The 20,060-nt window shown below is 59.4% G+C and carries 20 protein-coding genes; 4 read left to right on the top strand and 16 right to left on the bottom strand.

What is annotated here, in order from left to right:
- Positions 1 to 235 precede the first annotated feature (235 nt).
- The 9 genes from FBY04_RS08075 to FBY04_RS08035 form a co-directional block, all read right to left on the bottom strand.
- Positions 236 to 841 carry an START domain-containing protein gene (locus FBY04_RS08075; RefSeq protein WP_145314929.1) on the bottom strand — a complete coding sequence of 202 codons (606 nt, stop codon included), beginning with the start codon at positions 839 to 841 and terminating at the stop codon, positions 236 to 238.
- A gap of 41 nt (positions 842 to 882) precedes the next feature.
- On the bottom strand, positions 883 to 1,137 hold the full coding sequence (locus tag FBY04_RS08070; protein WP_084323011.1) for a YkgJ family cysteine cluster protein: 255 nt from the start codon (positions 1,135 to 1,137) through the stop codon (positions 883 to 885).
- A 165-nt stretch (positions 1,138 to 1,302) separates the two neighbouring features.
- Positions 1,303 to 1,776 (bottom strand): translation initiation factor 2, encoded by a 474-nt coding sequence (locus tag FBY04_RS08065; protein WP_145314928.1) that lies wholly within the window; start codon positions 1,774 to 1,776, stop codon positions 1,303 to 1,305.
- 98 nt (positions 1,777 to 1,874) lie between these two features.
- Positions 1,875 to 3,314 (bottom strand): PLP-dependent aminotransferase family protein, encoded by a 1,440-nt coding sequence (locus FBY04_RS08060; RefSeq protein ID WP_084323009.1) that lies wholly within the window; start codon positions 3,312 to 3,314, stop codon positions 1,875 to 1,877.
- Positions 3,315 to 3,615: 301 nt separating this feature from the next.
- Positions 3,616 to 4,428, bottom strand: a complete 813-nt coding sequence (locus FBY04_RS08055; RefSeq protein WP_084323008.1) for an OmpA family protein — start codon at positions 4,426 to 4,428, stop codon at positions 3,616 to 3,618.
- A complete protein-coding gene (locus FBY04_RS08050; RefSeq protein ID WP_145314927.1) occupies positions 4,425 to 4,781 on the bottom strand; it encodes a DUF4398 domain-containing protein in 357 nt (118 codons plus the stop codon). Before FBY04_RS08050 ends, FBY04_RS08055 begins: the two co-directional genes overlap by 4 nt.
- Positions 4,782 to 4,790: 9 nt before the next feature.
- On the bottom strand, positions 4,791 to 5,630 hold the full coding sequence (locus FBY04_RS08045) for an ABC transporter substrate-binding protein (protein WP_084323006.1): 840 nt from the start codon (positions 5,628 to 5,630) through the stop codon (positions 4,791 to 4,793).
- Positions 5,631 to 5,751: 121 nt separating this feature from the next.
- On the bottom strand, positions 5,752 to 6,681 hold the full coding sequence (locus FBY04_RS08040; protein ID WP_084323005.1) for an electron transfer flavoprotein subunit alpha/FixB family protein: 930 nt from the start codon (positions 6,679 to 6,681) through the stop codon (positions 5,752 to 5,754).
- A complete protein-coding gene (locus tag FBY04_RS08035) occupies positions 6,682 to 7,431 on the bottom strand; it encodes an electron transfer flavoprotein subunit beta/FixA family protein (protein WP_017340080.1) in 750 nt (249 codons plus the stop codon).
- A 547-nt stretch (positions 7,432 to 7,978) separates the two neighbouring features.
- On the opposite strand from FBY04_RS08035, the gene FBY04_RS08030 reads away from it, so the two are divergent.
- The gene (locus FBY04_RS08030; RefSeq protein ID WP_084323004.1) at positions 7,979 to 9,643 is read left to right on the top strand and encodes an electron transfer flavoprotein-ubiquinone oxidoreductase; all 1,665 of its coding nucleotides are present in this window, start codon (positions 7,979 to 7,981) and stop codon (positions 9,641 to 9,643) included.
- A gap of 181 nt (positions 9,644 to 9,824) precedes the next feature.
- Here the strand turns inward: FBY04_RS08030 and FBY04_RS08025 are convergent, their stop codons facing one another.
- Positions 9,825 to 10,715, bottom strand: a complete 891-nt coding sequence (locus FBY04_RS08025) for an AraC family transcriptional regulator (protein ID WP_145314926.1) — start codon at positions 10,713 to 10,715, stop codon at positions 9,825 to 9,827.
- 190 nt (positions 10,716 to 10,905) lie between these two features.
- Between FBY04_RS08025 and FBY04_RS08020 the strand changes: the two genes are divergently transcribed.
- On the top strand, positions 10,906 to 11,958 hold the full coding sequence (locus FBY04_RS08020) for an NAD(P)-dependent alcohol dehydrogenase (RefSeq protein ID WP_145314925.1): 1,053 nt from the start codon (positions 10,906 to 10,908) through the stop codon (positions 11,956 to 11,958).
- Here the strand turns inward: FBY04_RS08020 and FBY04_RS08015 are convergent, their stop codons facing one another.
- The 6 genes from FBY04_RS08015 to FBY04_RS07990 form a co-directional block, all read right to left on the bottom strand.
- Entirely contained in the window at positions 11,959 to 12,762 is an 804-nt protein-coding gene (locus tag FBY04_RS08015; RefSeq protein WP_145314924.1) for an IclR family transcriptional regulator, read from the bottom strand.
- A gap of 60 nt (positions 12,763 to 12,822) precedes the next feature.
- Entirely contained in the window at positions 12,823 to 14,133 is a 1,311-nt protein-coding gene (locus FBY04_RS08010) for an MFS transporter (protein ID WP_145314923.1), read from the bottom strand.
- 171 nt (positions 14,134 to 14,304) lie between these two features.
- Entirely contained in the window at positions 14,305 to 15,453 is a 1,149-nt protein-coding gene (dgoD, locus tag FBY04_RS08005; protein ID WP_007903915.1) for a galactonate dehydratase, read from the bottom strand.
- A 47-nt stretch (positions 15,454 to 15,500) separates the two neighbouring features.
- Positions 15,501 to 16,121 carry a 2-dehydro-3-deoxy-6-phosphogalactonate aldolase gene (locus FBY04_RS08000; RefSeq protein ID WP_084323000.1) on the bottom strand — a complete coding sequence of 207 codons (621 nt, stop codon included), beginning with the start codon at positions 16,119 to 16,121 and terminating at the stop codon, positions 15,501 to 15,503.
- Between the two features lie 19 nt (positions 16,122 to 16,140).
- Entirely contained in the window at positions 16,141 to 17,133 is a 993-nt protein-coding gene (locus FBY04_RS07995) for a 2-dehydro-3-deoxygalactonokinase (RefSeq protein WP_145314922.1), read from the bottom strand.
- A gap of 189 nt (positions 17,134 to 17,322) precedes the next feature.
- Entirely contained in the window at positions 17,323 to 17,805 is a 483-nt protein-coding gene (locus tag FBY04_RS07990) for a GNAT family N-acetyltransferase (RefSeq protein ID WP_084323014.1), read from the bottom strand.
- Between the two features lie 133 nt (positions 17,806 to 17,938).
- Here FBY04_RS07990 and FBY04_RS07985 point away from each other — a divergent pair, with 133 nt between their 5' ends.
- On the top strand, positions 17,939 to 18,592 hold the full coding sequence (locus FBY04_RS07985; RefSeq protein WP_084322998.1) for an HD domain-containing protein: 654 nt from the start codon (positions 17,939 to 17,941) through the stop codon (positions 18,590 to 18,592).
- A gap of 112 nt (positions 18,593 to 18,704) precedes the next feature.
- On the top strand, positions 18,705 to 19,907 hold the full coding sequence (locus FBY04_RS07980) for an MFS transporter (protein WP_145314921.1): 1,203 nt from the start codon (positions 18,705 to 18,707) through the stop codon (positions 19,905 to 19,907).
- Positions 19,908 to 20,060 lie beyond the last annotated feature (153 nt).

Here is a 20,060-nt window from a genome sequence, read left to right as displayed (position 1 = left end):
ACGGCGGCTAATGGTTTCGCCCTTACGGCGAGTTACTTGGAAGAGCGCCAAGTAACCAAGCGCTTTTGCCCCTTTCGTTCGGTGGCTCGCCTAGGCTCGGCACCGTACGTCAGGGGCGAGAGCGTTTGGTTACTTTGCGCTTTTCAAAGTGACCCGCCGTAAGGGCGGAACCTTAAGTAGCCTTTACCGCAGCAACGGATATGCCCACCAATCCCAAGTAACCGTTACGGAGCAATTACTTCTCAGCCCGCTCCTTCAGCGCCTTCAAAGTATTAAACGGCGCATCGACCACAAACTTGTTGGCCACCATCGACGGAATGCTCCCACCCGGCTCAGTGTGAACCTGATAGGTCACTTCAACCTGATCACCCTTAGGCACCAACTTCCAGAACCCATCAATCTTGGTGACCCGCACGAAACCCTTTTCTTCAGGAATGTACTTCGGCACGCCTTCCAGTTTGCGCGTCAGGCTACCGTCGGCACCTTCGGTGGTCGTGATATGCAACACCGAATCACGCGCGGTCACCGGCCATGGGGTATTAAACTGGGTGTAGGTCCAGCTCTGGTCGCCTTCATACTTGAGCAGCTTCTGCGTTTTGCACTCATGAATCCAGGCGCAGGCGCCTACCACGTCGTCCTGGAGTGCGCGCAGTTTGGCCACGGTGGTTTTCATCAGGGTAACGCCCTGATAAGCCTTGTAGTCGGAGCCGGCCACTTCGCTCAAGGACACCTTGATGCCGTCTTCATTCTTGGCCACCTTCCAGTCTTCGGCCTGTGCGGCGGAAGTCGCCAAGACAACCGTCAAACCACACAGAACAGCCATACGATGCAACGAACCCATAGTCTTATTCCTTGTTATTGAAGTTCCGTTCATAGAACACATCACGCAGCCGTCATTTGCTCCCACCAGCCCAGCAATCTGATCGCTTCGTGGCTGCTACTTCCACAGACTTCGACATCGGCTTCGAACGCCGAACACACAGCAGGACGCTCCGGTTGGCCGAAAATACTGCACAGGTTTTCGACAGAGAGTTGTACGCAACGTTCTCCGGCGGCTTTGCCATTGGGCATGCCGGGAATCGGCGAACTGATGGAAGGGGCAATGCAACAGGCGCCACAGCCTTCACGGCATTTCATGACGACGAGCTCCTCGCGAAGGGCGATGTGTTAAAGGACGGGGCACAGAGTAACCGCTAAAACAGTTGTTTTAAATTACCGGAGGCCGGGTTTTTACGCTTAACCGAACGTGACTGACCAGTCTCCGACAAAGCGTCTGGCGAACAGGTCACAGTGGGGAAGGAGTTATCGCTTGAACTCGAATTCCAGCGCGGCGCCTTCAACATCACGGCGCTCTTCGTTACGCAGTTGCAACTTCATTTCGTTGCTGATCAGTCGTCCATTAAGCTGGAAGGGAGAGCTGCCGGCCTTGTCGCCGAACATTTGTGGCAACACGGCGTCGTGCAGGGGCAACGGGACTGTACCGATCGGCTTTAACTCTTCGGCCATCTCCTCGGGCAGACTCAAATCCAGGTCAACCGAAGGCAGTTGGGTTTTCACAACCTCGCTGGCCGGTTTGGACTTGGACGCAATCGGTGGACGTTTCTTCACCTTGGCCACGTTCTTTTTGGCCGGTGCGGCTTTCTTGACCGGTGCTGTTTTTTTCGAGGCCGTGCCAGCGGCGGGTTTTTCCTGAACGGAAGCCGCCATGATGCTTTCCGCTTGGAAGGTCATCAACAGGCAGATCGACAGCCAGACGGCGGAAAAAATCGGTTTCATGGACCCAACGAAGCTAACGGCACTATCGGCAGAGGGCCATATGCTCGCTTGTTGGGCGCGACATGACAAGCTCGGGCGGGAATTACCCGCCCGCCCTTTCAAAGGCCGCCAGCCATCTCTTGGCAAAGTTGCGTGGCGAGCATGCCCAGGGTCATCAAGGCACGCTCGGCTTCACGGTTCCAGGGCGTTCCGCAGTTAAGCCGAATGCAGTGATTGAACTGCTCGGTGTTACTGAAAATCAGCCCCGGCGCAATGCTGATGCCTTGTTGCAGCGCACGCACGTGCAACTCTTGCGTGTTGACCCGGCCTGGCAGACTCACCCACAGAATGAAACCGCCGGTCGGCCGGGTCATCTGCGTGCCTTCAGGAAAATACTGCTGCACTGCGAGCTGGAAAGCGCTGAGGTTCTTGCGGTATTCCTGACGGATGTAGCGCAGATGCCGGTCGTAACCGCCATTTTCCAGATAAGCAGCAATGCCCATCTGCGTGACGCTGCAGGCGGAATGCGTGCTGAAAGTCTGCAGGCGCTGGATTTCCTGCTGGTACTTGCCGGCGATCATCCAGCCGATCCGCACCCCCGGAGACAGGGTCTTGGAGAAACTCGAGCAATAGATCACCCGATCCAGCCGGTCGTAGGCCTTGAGCGACTTGGTGCGGCCCTGCTCGAACATCAGTTCGCCGTAGATATCGTCTTCGACCACCTGAATATCGAAATCCGAAGCCAGACGCAGCAGTTGTTTCTGACGCTCTTCGGGCATGGTGCCGCCCAGCGGATTGCTAAGGCGCGTGGTCAGCACCAGCGCTTTGATCGACCATTGATTGGCCGCCAGTTGCAGGGCTTCAAGGCTCATGCCCGTGGCCGGATCGCTGGGGATCTCGATGACCTTGAGGCCCAGCAGGTCGGCCAGTTGCAACAAACCGTAATAGGTCGGCGACTCGGCGGCGATCAAGTCCCCCGGCCGGGTCAGTACGCGCAGAGACATCTGCAAGGCATCGACGCAGCCGTGGGTGATCACCACTTCGGACGGATCGACCACCACACCGGCGTCGCGCATGCGAATGGCCACCTGGCGACGCAGCGGCTCGAAACCGGGGCTGAACATGTAGCTGAAAGCACGTGGGCTATGGAAACGGGTGACCTTGGCCAGTTGCTGATGCAGCGCCCGTACCGGCAGGTAATCGACACTGGGCACCGCCGCGCCCAAAGGGAACACGCCCTCACGCCGGGATTCGACCAACACTTGTTGAATGATGCTGCTGCGAGTGACCAGACCGGGACGCTCTACCCGGGCGATGTCCGGGGTCGGCGCAGTCAGGGCCGGGGTCTGGTGCACGTAGTAACCCGACTGCGGCCGGGCACGGATCAGCCCCTGATCTTCGAGATTGGCGTAAGCCTGCAACACCGTGGCATGGCTGACGTTGAGCTGCGAGCTCATCTTGCGCACCGAAGGCACGCGCTCCCCCGGTTGATAGACACCCCGACGGATGTCTTCGGCCAGTTGCTGAGCAATACGTTGGTAGAGCAAGAGATTGGTCATGACGCAGCACTCGATTTCACGGGCATTTTATTCTTGTGTGAAACAATACCGGAACAGTTTAGAAGTGTACGGGGACAGTTGCCACAATAGTCGACGGTACAGTGCAGTGTCAGCAAAAACTGTACTGTTTTGTGAGTTGATTAGCAGGCGTAAAAAAACCCGGCGCTGACAAGCAGGCCGGGTTTGCAGAAGCCGGCTTGCTGACGATGACATCACTGCGGTTGATCTGAAACACCGCGTTGATGCCCTCGCCAGCAAGCCGGCTTCTATGGGAGTGCGTAGATTTACCAGGAGGCGCCCATTAGCGGGCGGCGCCGAGCTGGCCTTTTTCGTCGGAGAACACAATTTCCACCCGCCGGTTCTGTGCACGCCCCCGTTCGGAGGCGTTCGCGTCCACCGGGTATTCGTCGCCATACCCTTCGACCTGGATACGTTTATCGTCGATGCCCAGGTCCATCAGCACATTGGCCACCGATTGCGCACGGTCACGGGACAGCTTCAGGTTTTCCTGCTTGCCACCGGTACTGTCGGCGTAGCCTTCGATGCGTACGACGCGCTTGGGGTTGAGCTGCAGGAACTGCACGATTTTCAACACCACGCGGTTCGCCGAGTTTTTCAACTCCGCTTCGCCGGTATCGAACAGCACGTCGCCCAGGGTCATCACCAGGCCACGATCGGTCTGGGTGGTGGCGAGCGCGACAATCTGTTCTTCGAGCCATTTGCCCTGCTGCTGCACGCTGAGCAACTTGGACTCGCGCAAGGCCAGTTGCAGGCGCTGACGCTCCAGCTCGAGCTTCGCCGCGCGCTCTTCATTGAGCACCTGATTGGTGTGCTCCCGAGCGATTTCGCTGTAGCGCTTGCTCAGGTAGGCGTAATGGACAACGTCCGAACCGCTGCCCCAATAACTGGACAGGCGATCGGCGCGGGCCAGGGACTCACCGGCGCGAATCACGTCTTTCGGCGCGATACGCAGCACGTTGGAATCTTCCTTGACCTTCTGGAAGTCGGCACTGGCATCTTGCAACGCGGTTTCGCTGTGCTGACCGGCGCAGCCATACAGGCTGGCGCAACCTGCGAGGATCAATCCGCCGATGGCGCTGGACTTGAGGCTCATTGGGCATCTCCCACTTGCTTGCGCAGACGGGTGATGCGGGTATTGAGCACGTTCAACTGCTCCTCGCTCTTAAGGGTCAGGACCCTCGCCTCGGCCAGGCGCGCATCCAGCTCAGCCTGTTCGGCCCGCATCCGCGCATGCTTGTAGGACTGGTCCGCCATGTCGCCCTGGGCACGGCTGAACTTGTCTTCGGCCAGTTTCAGTTCCGGCACCTCGTCAGCGGTGGCGCCCACGGCTTTGGCTTGTATCAGTGCCTGATCGGTCAGGCGTATTTGTTCATTCGGCGCCGGATCGGCTGCACAACCCGCCAGAGCCAGAACGGCCAGGGCAGCGAAAAGAGGTCGAATACTCACTAAAAATCCCTACTGTTTTGGGGTACTGGCGGGTTGTTGCTGTTGCTTTTGAGAGAGTTGAATTTTCCAGCGCTCGATGTTGCGCAGCAGCACGGCTTCCGTCAGTCCGGACGCGGGCAATTCTGTCATCTTTTTGGCCAGCTGTCCGCGCAACCACGGATCGTTGCAGGCGGAGTTATGGGAAACCGCGAGGAACAAGCCAGGTTTATCGACCGGTTGTGGGCGCGCCACCAGATCATTGGCCATGCTCAGTGCCTGTGCCGCTGCCATGCCGGAGTAGCGTCCCGCGAGGACAAATTCCACTTCGCCCAAGAGCAATTTCTGAAAGGCCTGGGTCAGGTTTGGCGTACGTACGAGGGTCAATTGCTGCTCGGCGAACTTACCAAATTCCGGGGTTATTCGAGACTTTTCCGACAACGCGCCGGGGTGACCGTGGAGGTCCTGTGCTTCGTTGTAGACCAGAGACGAGTCTTTTCGGGTCCAGACCAGGTAATCGTTTTCAAGCAACGCCGGATGGATGTAATCCAGGGTTTCCAGCTCGCTGACCGTCAACGGCGCATCCGCCAGCATGTCCATGCGCCCACTGCGCACTTCCTCCAGCGCCTGGGCGCGTTTGCCGGCATAGAGCATCTCGACTTTGATGCCCAACTGCTCTGCTACTTGTTGCAGCAGGTCGGCACTGGCACCGATCAGGTGCTTGGGGTTTTGCGGGTCTTGCCACAAATACGGCGGCGCATCCGGGCTGCCGGTGACCACCAGGCGTTCGCACTTGCCCGCCGCGATAGACAGCGTCGAAAACACCGTCAAACCCAGCAGCAATGACCAGCCACACACGCGGCGCAAATCCATGGCAACACACTCCACTCAAACCCGGTTATATCCCCCGCAGGCGCCAGCAAGCCGGCTCCTACAGAAGAGCAAAAAAAAGCCCGACCAAAAGGTCGGGCTCTTTATAGGTCAAGCCGCTGGATTAGACCAGCTTCTCGAACTCAGGGATGGCTTCGAACAGGTCCGCTACCAGGCCGTAATCGGCCACCTGGAAGATCGGCGCTTCTTCGTCCTTGTTGATCGCAACGATCACTTTGGAGTCTTTCATGCCGGCCAGGTGCTGGATCGCGCCGGAGATACCGACCGCGATGTACAGCTGTGGAGCAACGATCTTGCCGGTCTGACCGACCTGCATGTCGTTGGGTACGAAACCTGCGTCGACCGCGGCGCGGGAAGCACCGACGGCAGCGCCCAGCTTGTCGGCCAGGGCGTACAGGTGTTTGAAGTTGTCGCCGTTCTGCATGCCGCGACCGCCGGAAACGACGATTTTGGCAGCGGTCAGTTCCGGACGATCGGACTTGGCCAGTTCTTCACCGACGAAGCTGGAAGTGCCAGCGTTGTGCGCAGCAGCAACCGCTTCAACAGCAGCGGAACCACCTTCAGCAGCAACCGGGTCGAAACCGGTGGCACGTACGGTGATCACTTTGACCGAAGCGTTCGACTGAACGGTGGCGATGGCGTTACCGGCGTAGATCGGGCGCTTGAAGGTGTCAGCACTTTCAACCGAGATGATCTCGGAGATCTGGTCAACGTCCAGCTGAGCGGCAACGCGCGGCAGGATGTTTTTGCCATTGGAAGTCGCGGCAGCCAGGATGTGGCTGTAGCCTTTGCCCAATTCGGCCACCAGCGGCGCGACGTTTTCCGGCAGTTGGTGAGCGTAGGCGGCGTTATCGGCCACCAGCACTTTCGCTACGCCAGCGATTTTCGCAGCGGCTTCAGCCACGGCGCCAGCGCCCTGACCAGCAACCAGTACGTGGATGTCACCGCCGATTTTGGCGGCAGCGGCCACGGTGTTCAGCGTGGCCGGGGCCAGCACTTTGTTGTCGTGTTCAGCAATAACCAAGATAGTCATTTAGATTACCTTCGCTTCGTTTTTCAGTTTCTCGACCAGTTCAGCCACCGACTTGACCTTGATACCCGCGCTGCGTGCAGCTGGCGCTTCGACTTTCACGGTCTTGTTGGTGGAGGCGGTGGAAACGCCCAAAGCGTCCGGAGTCAGCACTTCGAGAGGCTTCTTCTTGGCTTTCATGATGTTTGGCAGGGACGCGTAGCGCGGCTCGTTCAAACGCAGGTCGGTGGTGACGATGGCTGGCAGTTTCAGGGAAACTGTCTGCGCGCCGCCGTCGATTTCGCGGGTCACGGCAACGCTGTCGCCGGACACTTCGACTTTCGAAGCGAAGGTGCCCTGACCGTAACCGCTCAATGCAGCGAGCATCTGGCCAGTCTGGTTGTTGTCGCTGTCGATGGCTTGCTTGCCAAGGATCACCAGCTGAGGCTGTTCCTTGTCGACAACAGCTTTCAACAGTTTGGCAACCGCCAGGGAAGTCAGATCTTCAGCGGATTCGACGAGGATGGCGCGGTCGGCACCCAGAGCCAGCGCGGTGCGCAGTTGCTCTTGAGCGGTGGACGGGCCGACGGAAACGACGACGATTTCAGTCGCAACACCTTTCTCTTTCAGGCGTACGGCTTCTTCCACGGCGATTTCGCAGAATGGGTTCATCGACATCTTCACGTTAGCGAGGTCGACGCCGGAATTGTCCGCCTTGACGCGAACCTTGACGTTGTAATCCACAACGCGTTTGACAGCTACAAGAACCTTCATGGATTCCTCGTTACTCTCCGGTGAAAAGAAAGTCGCCTAGGCGAACCTGGCGGTTGATGCTCATCGGGCGCAAGGGCACCTCTAAAAACGCCGGCATACGTATCAAGTGACCCTCGCTCAAGAAGTTGATGACCGTTCGTCAGTGGTGACCAACAAGTCATTCAATATCGTGGCGTGTAAACTGCGCGCCAACACCGCGCCGCGCATCACCTTGTACTGCCATCGCCCTGTCTTTAGAGGTGCTCTTGAAACCAACAGTCAGCCTACGGCGAGCGCAAAACCGACCGTATCTTGACCGGAACGCCTATTCCGGTCAATACGGCAAAATAGCCGTTCATAAGCCGCGTGACTTTGATTTCTCTGGCTTTGAGCCAATTCAAACAAACGTTTGTATTGGACGCTAGGAGTGGTGTAGATATAATGCGCCACCCAAAGAGAAAGGTGGTTCATCGATTGTCCTCTTCCCCGCTTGCGCAGGGATTCATGGATGCGACACCAAACCTCCAATTAGAAAAAAAACTGTTGAGCCTTGAGTAGGAGATAACCTGTGGAACGCGAATACATGGAATTCGACGTGGTCATCGTCGGTGCCGGCCCCGCTGGTCTTTCCGCCGCCTGCCGCTTGAAGCAGAAGGCCGCCGAAGCCGGTAAGGAAATCAGCGTCTGCGTGGTCGAAAAAGGCTCCGAAGTCGGTGCTCACATCCTGTCTGGCGCCGTGTTCGAACCACGCGCCCTGAACGAATTGTTCCCGGACTGGAAAGAACTCGGCGCCCCGCTCAACACGCCGGTCACCCGCGACGACATCTTCGTTCTCAAGAACGCCGACAGCGCGCAGAAAATTCCTGACCTCTTTGTGCCCAAGACCATGCACAACGAAGGTAACTACATCATCTCCCTGGGCAACTTGTGCCGTTGGCTGGCTCAGCAGGCCGAAAACCTGGGCGTGGAAATCTACCCCGGCTTCGCCGCCCAGGAAGCACTGTTCGACGAGAACGGCGTGGTTCGCGGGATCATCACCGGTGATCTGGGCGTTGACCGCGAAGGCCATCCGAAAGAAGGCCTGTACACCCCGGGCATGGAACTGCGTGGCAAATACACGCTGTTCGCCGAAGGTTGCCGCGGCCACATCGGCAAACAGTTGATCAAGCGTTTCAACCTCGACAGCGAAGCCGACGCCCAGCATTACGGCATCGGCCTGAAAGAAATCTGGGAAATCGACCCGGCCAAGCATCAGCCAGGCCTGGTGGTGCACACCGCCGGCTGGCCGCTGGACATCATGGGCACCGAGAACACCGGCGGCTCCTTCCTCTATCACCTGGAAAACAACCAGGTGGTGGTCGGTCTGATCGTCGACCTTTCCTACAGCAACACCTACCTGTCGCCGTTCGACGAGTTCCAGCGCCTCAAGCATCACCCGGTGCTCAAGCAGTACCTGGAAGGCGGCAAGCGCATCAGCTACGGCGCCCGCGCCATCTGCAAAGGCGGCCTGAACTCGCTGCCGAAAATGGTCTTCAAGGGCGGTGCGCTGATCGGTTGCGACCTCGGCACCCTGAACTTCGCCAAGATCAAAGGCAGCCACACCGCGATGAAGTCCGGCATGCTCGCCGCTGAATCCGTGGCCGAGGCGCTGTTCGCCGAGAAGGACGGCACCGAAGAGCTGACCACTTACGTCGACGCGTTCAAGAAGAGCTGGCTCTACGACGAACTGTTCGCCAGCCGCAACTTCGGTCCGGCGATCCACAAGTTCGGCGCCATCGTTGGCGGTGGTTTCAACTGGCTGGACCAGAACATCTTCGGCGGCAAACTGCCGTTCACATTGCACGACACCAAGCCGGATTACGCTTGCCTGAAGCTCGCGGCCGACTGCAAGAAGATCGACTACCCGAAACCGGACGGCAAGATCAGTTTCGACAAGCTCAGCTCGGTGTTCATCTCCGGTACCAACCACGAAGAAGAACAGCCTTGCCACCTGAAGCTGACCGATCCAAGCATCCCGATCGCCAAGAACCTGCCGATGTACGATGAACCTGCCCAGCGCTACTGCCCGGCCGGCGTGTACGAAGTGGTGACCAAGGAAGACGGCGAGAAGCGCTTCCAGATCAACGCCCAAAACTGCGTTCACTGCAAGACCTGCGACATCAAGGACCCTGCACAGAACATCACCTGGGTGGCACCGGAAGGTGCTGGCGGCCCGACTTACCCGAACATGTAAGTCGTACGCCTGAACAACGAGGCTCCCGAATGGGGGCCTTTTTGTTGCCCAAAATTCATACCCCAACACGGTCCCTGTAGGAGCCGGCTTGCTGGCGATAGCGGTGTGTCAGTCAACTTGTTTATTGACTGAATGGACGCCATCGCCAGCAAGCCGGCTCCTACAGGGGATTTGCAGTGTGTCAGGCAGCGCGCTCATCTCCCGGATTACGCTCAAAGTAGCGCTTGTACTCGCGACTGAACTGAGACGTGCTCTGGTACCCGACCCGATGCGCCACCTGCGCCACGCCCAAACCTTCCGCCACCAGCAACGTCTGCGCCTTGAGCAACCGAAAGCGCTTCAGGTACTGCACCGGCGACAACAACGTGCTGCGCTTGAAATGCTCATGAAAGGTCGACGGACTCATGTTCGCGCAACTGGCCAGCGTCTCGACGTTCAACGGCTCGGTGTAGTGCGCATGCAAATGACTGATCGCCGCTGCGACACGGGCAAACTGCCCCTGCTGTTCCACCAGCGCACGCAACACATCGGACTGCGGCCCACGCAAGGCGACGAACAACAACTCGCGCAAGCGTGACGGCCCCATGATCTGGGCGTCCAGCGGATCGTGCAGGCAACGTAACAGTCGTTCCACGCAACCGCGCATGCCGTCGTCGAGCACTACCGAGGTCATCGACTCCGGCGTCTGCGCCGCAACGTGCCGATCCGGCGCGAGTCCCATGGCCAGCACCAGTTCCCCCAGCAATACCCGGTCGATGGCCACCGAAATCCCGAGCAGTGGTGCATTCGGCAACGCATAGGTTTCGCACTCGAACGGCACCGGCAACGCTTGAATCAGATAATGCCCGGCGCCGTACTCCAGCGTTCGCGGCCCCAGATACGCCAGTTTGCTGCCCTGGGCGATGATCATCAGGCTCGGCTCGTAAATATGCGGGCCACGGGCGACATCGCAACTCGCCCGCAGAACCTGCACGCCAGGCAACGCGGTCTGGTTGAAACCGTCGCGGGTCGCCAGTGGTTCAATCAGCGAAACCAGCGCGGCATTGGCATCGAGGTGACGGGTCAACAACATGGGAGCTCTTCACAAAAAAGTCGTGGAAAAAGGGATGAAAGCATCATCGCAGGTCTGATCGTCCATTTGACCAAACGAACGCCGATGCCGGAGGAATAGGCATGACACCCGGAGGAATCGCCATGGCCGCTGATCGGTGCGGCGCCCAGAATGCGCCGCCTCACCTGTCACTGCTTTTGCGAGGTTCACCATGTACACCGCCATCGGATACGCCGCCCAGTCGGCCACCACTCCCCTCGCCCCGATGAAATTCGAGCGCCGCAGCCCTCGGGCCGACGATGTCGCGATCGACATTCTTTACTGCGGCGTCTGCCATTCCGACATCCACCAGGCCCGCAACGAGTGGGGCATTGCCGTTTACCCGCTGATGCCCGGCCACGAGATCGTAGGCAAAGTGACCGCCGTCGGTGCGAATGTCACCCGACATAAAGTCGGCGATCTGGTCGGCGTCGGTTGCATGGTCGATTCCTGCCGCAGCTGCGAAGCTTGCCAGGCCAACCTTGAGCAATATTGCCTCCAAGGTCCGACCATGACGTATGCCACACCGGACCGCGTGGATGGCAGCAACACCATGGGCGGTTACTCCGACAGCATCGTGGTCAGCGAACACTTCGTCGTACGCATCCCGGAAAAACTCGCACTGGCCAGCGCCGCACCGATTCTCTGCGCCGGCATCACCACCTACTCGCCGCTCAAGCACTATGGCGTGAAGGCGGGCGACAAAGTCGGGATTCTCGGCATGGGCGGTCTCGGCCACATGGGCATCAAGTTCGCCAAGGCGATGGGCGCGGAAGTGACGCTGTTCACCCGCTCGGCGAGCAAGGCAGAAGAAGGTCGTCGCCAAGGCGCGGACCACGTGATCGTGTCCACCGATGCCGAGCAGATGAAGGCGGCGGCGGGTTACTTTGACTTCCTGCTGGACACCATTCCGGTGCAGCATGACCTTAATCCCTACCTCGACGCGTTGCGTTTTGACGGCGTGCACATTCTGGTCGGGTTGATCGAACCGGTCGATCCACCGATCCACGCCGGCAAACTGGTGATGAGCCGTCGCGTGCTGGCTGGCTCGCTGATCGGCGGCATCGCCGAAACCCAGGAAGTGCTGGATTTCTGCGCCGAGCACAACATCACCTGCGACATCGAGATGCTCGACATTCGCCAGATCAACGAGGCTTACGCCCGCATGATTGCCGGTGACGTGAAGTACCGTTTCGTCATCGACATGGCGACGCTGAAAGTCTGATCAGAGCTTGGCGCCAAGCTCTGCCGAGAGCCGGGCTGTGACCCCTTTGATCAGGGGGATCAGCTCGGCCATTTTTTCCAGCGGCATGTACGGCACGGTGCTGGCGATGCTGATGCCGGCAACGATGCGTTTGCTGGCATCGCGGATCGGCGCCGCCACGCAGCGGATCGACGGTTCGTTGTCTTCCAGATCGAAGGCGTAACCACCCGCCACGTACTCGACCATGCGTTGCTGAAACTGCTCCCAGGATTGCTCCGGGTGCTGCGGCCAGAACTGATTTTTCCCACCCGCCGGCAAGCTGACTTCGTACAGCCGTTGCCATTCTTCATGCGTGTCATCCAGCATCAGCGCCTTGCCGATCCCGGTGCGCGCCAAGGGCATGCGGTGGCCGACCCGGGAACGCATTTCCGGTCCGTTGCGTCCTGGATTCTTGTGCAGGTACAGCACCTCGTCGCCCTCGCGAATCGCCAGGTGGATGGTGTCGCCGGTCAACGCCGACAGCTCGTCCAGATACGGCCCGGCCAACGTGACCAGCGGCAATTCTTCACGCGCCTGAAAGCCCAATTCGATCAGCTTCGGCCCCAACAGATACCCGACTTGCGGCACCACGCGCAGATAACGCTCGTCCACCAGGCAACTGGCCAGACGATGGGTGGTGCTGCGTGTCGTGCCGATCAGCCGGGCGATTTCCTTGAGATCGCGGGCGCCACTGGCCACGGCCTGAACCACACCCAGACCGCGAAGCAGTGTCTGGGTGCCGGTCGGAGTAGCGTCCTTGGCGGTTTTTGGGGCGTCTTCCTGCATATCCAGCCTTTACCGTTGAGCGAGGGAACGGGCGGCATTATGGTCGCCCGATGGCTGCGACTACAACTTGATACGTTCGACCTTGCCCACCAACAGAATGTAGGAAAGTGCGCCAATCAACGCCAGAACCGAGATATAGGTAATCGCGGGGGCAAACGAATTACCGCTGGCGAGGAAGCCGATGACGATCGGTGTGGTAATCGCCGACAGGTTGCCGATGAAATTAAACACGCCGCCGGTCAGCCCCAACAAACGTGCCGGTGCCAACGTTGAAACCAGTGACCAGGTGATCGAGGCGAGCCCGTTACCGAAGAAGGCCAGCGCAAGGAAGGCAATCACCAGCGGCGTCGATTCGACGAAGTTGGCGCCGATGATCGAAGTGGAAATCAGCAAGCCGCCAATGATCGGCAGCTTGCGGGCGAAACCCACTGAGTAACCGCGGCGGATCAGGAAGTCGGAAAAGAACCCGGAACAAAGCACGCCGACGAAGGCCGCGAGAAACGGCAGCGACGCCAACAGGCCCGACTTGATAAAGTCCATGCCACGGTATTTCACCAGGTAGGTCGGGAACCACGTCAGGAAAAACCACAGCGTCGAGTTGAGGCAGAACTGACCGAGGTAGATGCCCCAGAGTTTGCGTTGGGTCAGGACGATGCCGAGGTCGGTCCAGCTGAATTTCGCCTTGGCCTTGGCGGTCTCGGCCTGGATATCCACCAACCCGCCACCCTCGCGGATCAAGTCGATTTCGGCGTCATTGGCGCCCTTGAAATCCCGCGGTTCGCGATACACCGCGTACCAGATCACCGCCCAGAGAATGCCCACCGCACCGGTGCTGACAAACACCATGTGCCAGCCAAATTCATGCTGCAACCAGGCGAGAACCGGCGTCAGGAATGCCAGGCCAACGAACTGGCCGGACGTGTAGAAACCGATGGCCGTGGCGCGTTCGCGTTCCGGAAACCATGTAGTCACCACACGGCTGTTGATCGGATACGCCGGGGCTTCAAGCGCACCAACCGCCATGCGCAGGACGAACAGCGCGATGAAGCTGGCGGCGAAGCCGAGCATCACCGTAGCGATCGACCACAGCAGCAATGCGACGCTATAGAGAATGCGCGGTGGGACGCGATCCACCAGCCAGCCGCCGGGGATTTGCATGGCGGCATAGGTCCAGCCGAACGCCGAGAAAATCAGCCCGACGTGGATCGGGTCGATGCCCAGATCGCTGGTCAACGCCGGGGCGGCAATAGAAAGATTGCTGCGGTCCAGGTAGTTGATCACCACGGTGATAAACAGCAGCACCATGATGAAAAAACGCTTGCGGCTGGGCGCCGCCAACGACGCCTGCCCGGTGAGGGTTTGCGGTTGCATGGGGATTGCCTCTTCTTATGTTTATTGAGGTCGTTCTGAAGACGTGCACGAACCCTGTAGGAGCCGGCTTGCTGGCGACGACGGTGTGAAAGCACCATCAATGTCGAATGATCTGCCGCTATCGCCAGCAAGCCGGCTCCTACAGGGGAATTGCGGTGGGTCAGCGAGAACTCACCACTCGGCAAAACTGCCATCGGCGTGGCGCCAGATCGGGTTGCGCCAGCGATGCCCGACCGCCGCGCGTTCGATCACGTATTCCTCGTTGATCTCGATGCCCAGGCCCGGGCCATTCGGAATCTTCACGAAGCCTTTGTCGTAATCGAACACCCGCGGATCCTTGACGTAATCCAGCAGGTCGTTGCTCTCGTTGTAGTGAATGCCCAGGCTCTGTTCCTGGATGAACGCGTTGTAGCAAACCGCGTCCAGTTGCAGGCACGCCGCGAGGGCAATCGGGCCCAGCGGGCAATGCAACGCCAACGCGACGTCGTAGGCTTCGGCCATGTTGGCAATCTTGCGGGTTTCGGTGATGCCGCCAGCGTGAGAAGCATCGGGCTGGATGATGTCGACGTAACCTTCGCTGAGCACGCGCTTGAAATCCCAGCGCGAGAACAACCGCTCGCCAAGGGCGATCGGCGTGCTGGTCAGCGGCGCCAGTTCCTTCAGCGCTTCGTAGTTTTCGCTGAGCACCGGCTCTTCGATGAACATCAGTTTGTACGGATCGAGTTCCTTCATCAGCACCTTGGCCATGGGCTTGTGCACCCGGCCATGGAAGTCCACGCCAATGCCGACGTTCGGCCCGACCGCGTCACGCACGGCAGCGACGTTGGCCAAAGCCAGGTCGACTTTTTCGAAAGAGTCGAGGAATTGCAGCTCTTCGGTGCCGTTCATTTTCACCGCGGTGAAACCACGGCTGACCGCTTCTTTCGCCGCCCGCGCGGTGTCGGCCGGCCGGTCGCCGCCGATCCACGAATACACGCGAATCTTGTCCCGTACCTGACCACCCAGCAGGTCGCTGACCGACACACCCAGAGCCTTGCCCTTGATGTCCCACAGCGCCTGGTCGATACCGGCCAGGGCACTCATATGGATCGCGCCGCCCCGGTAGAAGCCGCCGCGGTAAAGCACGGTCCAGATGTCTTCGATGTTGCGTGGGTCTTTGCCGATCAGGTAGTCGGACAATTCTTCAACGGCGGCTGCCACCGTGTGGGCGCGGCCTTCGACCACGGGCTCGCCCCATCCGGTCACGCCCTCGTCGGTTTCGACCTTGAGGAAACACCAGCGTGGCGGAACGATGAAGGTGGTCAGTTTGGTGATTTTCATCTCTTCTCTCTCTTGTTAGATGCAGCGCGCTCGGCGCCAGAAAAGTCTTAACGCAGAGCGTTCCATGCAGCGACATACGCCTTGGCGTTGACTGCCACTTCTTGCGCCGTCATGCCGGGTTTGAACAACCCGGACCCGAGGCCGAAGCCTTTGACGCCGGCGTCTATGAACACCTGCATGTTGTCCGGCGTGATCCCGCCCACCGGCGCCAGAATGGTTCCTGCCGGCAACACCGCGAGCCAGGCCTTGACGACGGCCGGGCCCATTTGCTCGGCCGGGAACATCTTCAGCACGTCCGCCCCTTCGGCCAATGCGGCGAAGGCCTCGGTCGGCGTCGCAACACCCGGCGACAGGAACAGCCCCGCCGCTTTTGCAGCGCGCAGCACTTTGGGATCGCTGTGGGGCATGACGATCACCTGCCCGCCTGCGGCTTTCACTTGCTCGACCTGTTCCGGCGTCAGCACCGTGCCGGCACCGATCAGGCAATCGGCGGGCAAGGTACTGCGCAGGATGCGGATGCTTTCGTACGGCTCGGGGGAATTGAGCGGCACTTCGATGACGCGAAATCCGGCTGCGTAAAGGACTTCTCCGATAGCCGCCGCTTCCTGCGGGCGCAGGCCACGCAGGATCGCGATCAGGCCGTTTTGCGCCAGGGCTTGCTTGAGCATGTCAGACCTCCAGTCAGGTTTAACGGGATGGATGTGGGGTGACGAGTCCGGCAGCGAGCGCCAACTGCCACAACCCGCGTTCGGTGGCGTTTTCGGCCAGCGTCACGCGAGTAAAACCACAGGCGTCGAGGGCCCGGCTGTAGCGGGCACACAGGTGTGAGTTACCGATGAGGATGATCGACGGCAGATGAGCGCTGTTGCGCCGACGCCGCTGAACAGTGGCCAGCGCCGACAGCTCATGACCGATCAACAGACCCGACAAATAGTCCGGTTGCGCGCTGCCGCTCAGCTCACCGGTCAGCCCGAGGCTGCGGGCGCTGAACAATGTCGACAACGGGCCGATTTCGCCCTCCGCCGACAGGGCCACTTGCACACCACGGTCAAACGCTTCGCCATCAAAGGATGCGCCGCGTTGTTGAGTGCGCCCCAGAATGCTGTGTTCGCTGAGCACGGCGAAGACTTCGCCGGTCATGAAGGTATCGAAATGCACGATGCAGCCGTCGGCCACTTCCACCCATTTCGAATGACTGCCCGGCAGGCCGATCAACAGATCTTCGCCCGCCCCGACCGGCAGATTTTGCAGCACGCCGAGGACCTGGGTTTCTTCGCCGCGCATCACGTTCGGCAGCGGCGAACGCTGAATGACGCCCGGCACGATGTGCACATCGACACCACGAAGACTGCGAATGGTTTGTAGGGAAGTTCCGAGATTGGCGACATTCGCCGGTGTATCGCAGTAGGCCGCTTCGCGCCAACCTTGAGCGCTGCCGACCATGCCGCAGGCAATCACCGGCAAGTCGGGTTGCGCGTCGAGCCAGTCGCCACAGGCGTCATCGAAGGCCAGTTCAAAACCATCGGTGCATTCCTGGCCTTTAATGATTCGCGGCGTCCGGGGCAGCTGCATGATCCCCGATGACAGCGAACGCTGTTCGAGCACTTGGCCACCCGCGGCAAGTTTGTAAGCACGTAATGAGGTTGTCCCCCAATCGAGCGCGATCAATTGCGCCAGCATCGCTTCACCTGTTTTGTTTATTGGCAGTGAGTGAGCTGGACTATAAACCCGGACGCGTCAAAATCTCAATATATAAATATCACTCCCATATATTGGGATAACACAAAAAAAGATCGCAGCCTTCGGCAGCTCCTACAGGTGTACGCCACCCAATGTAGGAGCTGCCGAAGGCTGCGATCTTTCAGGGATTCAATCGCCCGCGGCAAAATCCCTTAACACCGCACCATCCATTCGATACCGCACCCACTCTTCCTGCGGCTGCGCACCCAACGATTTGTAAAACTCGATGGCCGGCTTGTTCCAGTCCAGCACGCTCCACTCGAATCGTCCGCAATCATTGGCGCAGGCGATTTTCGCCAGGTGCCGCAACAAGGTTTTCCCCGCGCCGCCGCCACGTTGTTCAGGGGTGATGTAGAGGTCTTCGAGGTACAGGCAGTTACTGCCGAGCCAGGTGGAGTAGCTGAAGAAAAATACTGCAAAGCCAATGGGCAAACCGTCCCGCAGGCAGATCAGGCCGTGGGCCGTGGCGCCTTCACTGAACAGGCTGCGCTCGATGTCGGCAACGCTGGCGATGACTTCGTGGCGGGCACGTTCGTAATCGGCCAGTTCAGTGATGAACCCGAGGATTTGCGGTGCATCGCTGGGGGTCGCCGGGCGGATTTCGATCGTCATGGACGTGCCTTCGTCAAAAGTGGAAAACGCCATACTAAGTCGGCGCGCAACGCTCGTCACACTGGAAATTCAAAGCTGATCTATGGAGGATGTGGAGCCGCTGCTCCAACCGTTTTCACTTAACAGGACGTTTATGACGACTGATGCTTTCGCGCCGCTGCCAATCCTCGCCGCCAGGCTGCTGCCCCACGCACTGGAACCCTCGGAAGACGGCGCCCACGATCTGTCGCACTTGCAGCGGGTCTGGCACAACGTGCGCACTCTTCATGCCGAGGAAGGTGGCGATGTTGAAGTGCTGCTGGCAGCGGTGCTTTTGCATGATTGCGTGTCGGTGGAGAAGAACTCGCCGTTGCGTTCGCAAGCATCGCGGCTGGCAGCCGAGAAGGCCTCTGCAGTGTTGACCGACATGCACTGGCCCAGCGCAAAAATCAGCGCCGTTGGACACGCCATCGAGGCCCACAGCTTTTCTGCAAACATCACCCCAAGTTCCCTCGAAGCGAAAATCATGCAGGACGCCGACCGTCTCGATTCCCTTGGCATGCTCGGCGTTGCGCGCACTTTTTACATCGCCGGTCGCATGGGCAGCGCGCTGTATGACCCACAAGACCCGGAAGCGAATGCGCGGGAATACGATGACAAACGCTTTTGCCTCGATCATTTCCAGACCAAGCTGCTGCACTTGGCAGACGGCTTCCAGACCCTCACCGGTCAACGCCTGGCCCGCATCCGGCATGAACGTTTGAAAAATTTCATGGAGCTGTTCAAGGAAGAAATCGGCATCGGCTGAGTGCATTACTCCGCCCACCACTAACCCTGGAATCGATAACCTCAGACCTAACATCGGCGCCTTGCATGATAGATAGATGACACTCTCCGTTATCGGGTCAAGGAAGCGCGTCATGTCTACTGCTCCACCTCAGGTCTCCAGCAAACTGTTCGGCCTGTTTTGCCTCGCCAGTTATTTGCTGTCGCTGTCCTACGGCTCGACGTTTTTGCTGTCGCTGTTGATCGGCTCACGCGGCGGCAACGAACACGATGCCGGGAGCGTGATTTCGGCGGCGATGCTCAGCACGTTTGCGGCGGTGATCGTTTCCGGGCACTTGTCCGACTGGCTTGGCGCGGCGCGTTCGATTGCGCTGTTCGGCGTGCTGCTGGTGACGGCCAGCCTGGGTTTTGCACTGACGCCGGGCTTCGGTCATCTGCTGCTGTTTTTCGGCTTGCTGCTGGGTTTGGGCTGGGGCGTTTTCTACACACTCGGGCCGATCATCGTCGCAAGCCTTGTGACGCCTGCCCAACGGGCCAGATATTTCGCGCTACTGTCGGGCAGCATGATGACCGGGATCGGCAGCGGTCCGTTGCTGGGCCGCGCGGCCAGTGCGCTGGGCTATCCCGTAACGGCGGCGTTTTACCTCGCGGCGCTGGCCAGCCTGATCGGCGTGTTGCTGTTCTGGCGCCTGGATGCGCAGCTGAAAAAAGCGCCCTCGCCGACCGCTGCGGTCGCACGCATTTCCTGGCGCGCAACCCGGCAGATTTTGTCGTCCCGCGCAGTGTTCCCGATCCTCATGGTAGGCCTCGGCGGCTGCGTCTTCGGTGGTCTGTCGAGTTTCCAGACCAGCTATGCGGCGTCTCGTTCGCTGGATTACTCGCTGTTCTTTTTCGGCTTCATGGGCGCGGCAATCAGCAGCCGGATGGTGATTGCCGGATTCGTGGTCAAGCGCGATCCGTTCCTCGCATCCTGCCTGTTGTCGGGGCTGATGATGGTTTCGATTGTGATGTTCGGTTTCGTGGTCGACAGCGGCTTGAGCTACGTGCTCGCGGCGATGATGCTCGGGGTCGGTTACGGGCTGACGTATTCGGTGATCAATGGCCTGGCGGCGAATGAAACGCCGCACGGCACCACCGCGCAAGCGTTGCTGCTGTTCAGCCTGTCGTACTTCATTGGTGTGTTCGGCTTTCCGTTGCTGGCCGGGAAGATCATCGTCGAACACGGGATGGCGACACTGTTGCTCACCGTTCTCGCCGTGGCGCTGTTGAACTGGCTGATCACCGTGGGCCGCCTGATCTGGCGCCGCTACACGGTCAAAACGTTGCAACAGGCCTGAACCGTTCGTCGTTCATCAGTATCCATGAACGTCGATAAAAACCGATCAAGCTATGTGCGGCTGGGGTTGAGGCGGCGTGCAAGTTGGACGTGTAAACCTTTGAGGGCCTATCGCCGGCAAGCCAGCTCCTACAGGAATTACGCGATCCCTTGT

It is taken from the genome of Pseudomonas sp. SJZ080 (assembly GCF_007828295.1).
Classification (GTDB): Bacteria; Pseudomonadota; Gammaproteobacteria; order Pseudomonadales; family Pseudomonadaceae; genus Aquipseudomonas; species Aquipseudomonas migulae_A.
Note: the sequence above shows the minus strand (reverse complement) of the source record. Positions and strands in the feature narration are given on the sequence as shown.

Excerpts from the sequence above, each read along its gene's own strand:
- FBY04_RS08075 (WP_145314929.1), bottom strand. The coding sequence starts at position 841 with ATGGGTTCGTTGCATCGTATGGCTGTTCTGTGTGGTTTGACGGTTGTC.
- FBY04_RS08070 (WP_084323011.1), bottom strand. The coding sequence starts at position 1,137 with ATGAAATGCCGTGAAGGCTGTGGCGCCTGTTGCATTGCCCCTTCCATC.
- FBY04_RS08065 (WP_145314928.1), bottom strand. The coding sequence starts at position 1,776 with ATGAAACCGATTTTTTCCGCCGTCTGGCTGTCGATCTGCCTGTTGATG.
- FBY04_RS08060 (WP_084323009.1), bottom strand. The coding sequence starts at position 3,314 with ATGACCAATCTCTTGCTCTACCAACGTATTGCTCAGCAACTGGCCGAA.
- FBY04_RS08055 (WP_084323008.1), bottom strand. The coding sequence starts at position 4,428 with ATGAGCCTCAAGTCCAGCGCCATCGGCGGATTGATCCTCGCAGGTTGC.
- FBY04_RS08045 (WP_084323006.1), bottom strand. The coding sequence starts at position 5,630 with ATGGATTTGCGCCGCGTGTGTGGCTGGTCATTGCTGCTGGGTTTGACG.
- FBY04_RS08040 (WP_084323005.1), bottom strand. The coding sequence starts at position 6,681 with ATGACTATCTTGGTTATTGCTGAACACGACAACAAAGTGCTGGCCCCG.
- FBY04_RS08035 (WP_017340080.1), bottom strand. The coding sequence starts at position 7,431 with ATGAAGGTTCTTGTAGCTGTCAAACGCGTTGTGGATTACAACGTCAAG.
- FBY04_RS08025 (WP_145314926.1), bottom strand. The coding sequence starts at position 10,715 with ATGTTGTTGACCCGTCACCTCGATGCCAATGCCGCGCTGGTTTCGCTG.
- FBY04_RS08020 (WP_145314925.1), top strand. The coding sequence starts at position 10,906 with ATGTACACCGCCATCGGATACGCCGCCCAGTCGGCCACCACTCCCCTC.
- FBY04_RS08015 (WP_145314924.1), bottom strand. The coding sequence starts at position 12,762 with ATGCAGGAAGACGCCCCAAAAACCGCCAAGGACGCTACTCCGACCGGC.
- FBY04_RS08010 (WP_145314923.1), bottom strand. The coding sequence starts at position 14,133 with ATGCAACCGCAAACCCTCACCGGGCAGGCGTCGTTGGCGGCGCCCAGC.
- dgoD (WP_007903915.1), bottom strand. The coding sequence starts at position 15,453 with ATGAAAATCACCAAACTGACCACCTTCATCGTTCCGCCACGCTGGTGT.
- FBY04_RS08000 (WP_084323000.1), bottom strand. The coding sequence starts at position 16,121 with ATGCTCAAGCAAGCCCTGGCGCAAAACGGCCTGATCGCGATCCTGCGT.
- FBY04_RS07995 (WP_145314922.1), bottom strand. The coding sequence starts at position 17,133 with ATGCTGGCGCAATTGATCGCGCTCGATTGGGGGACAACCTCATTACGT.
- FBY04_RS07990 (WP_084323014.1), bottom strand. The coding sequence starts at position 17,805 with ATGACGATCGAAATCCGCCCGGCGACCCCCAGCGATGCACCGCAAATC.
- FBY04_RS07985 (WP_084322998.1), top strand. The coding sequence starts at position 17,939 with ATGACGACTGATGCTTTCGCGCCGCTGCCAATCCTCGCCGCCAGGCTG.
- FBY04_RS07980 (WP_145314921.1), top strand. The coding sequence starts at position 18,705 with ATGTCTACTGCTCCACCTCAGGTCTCCAGCAAACTGTTCGGCCTGTTT.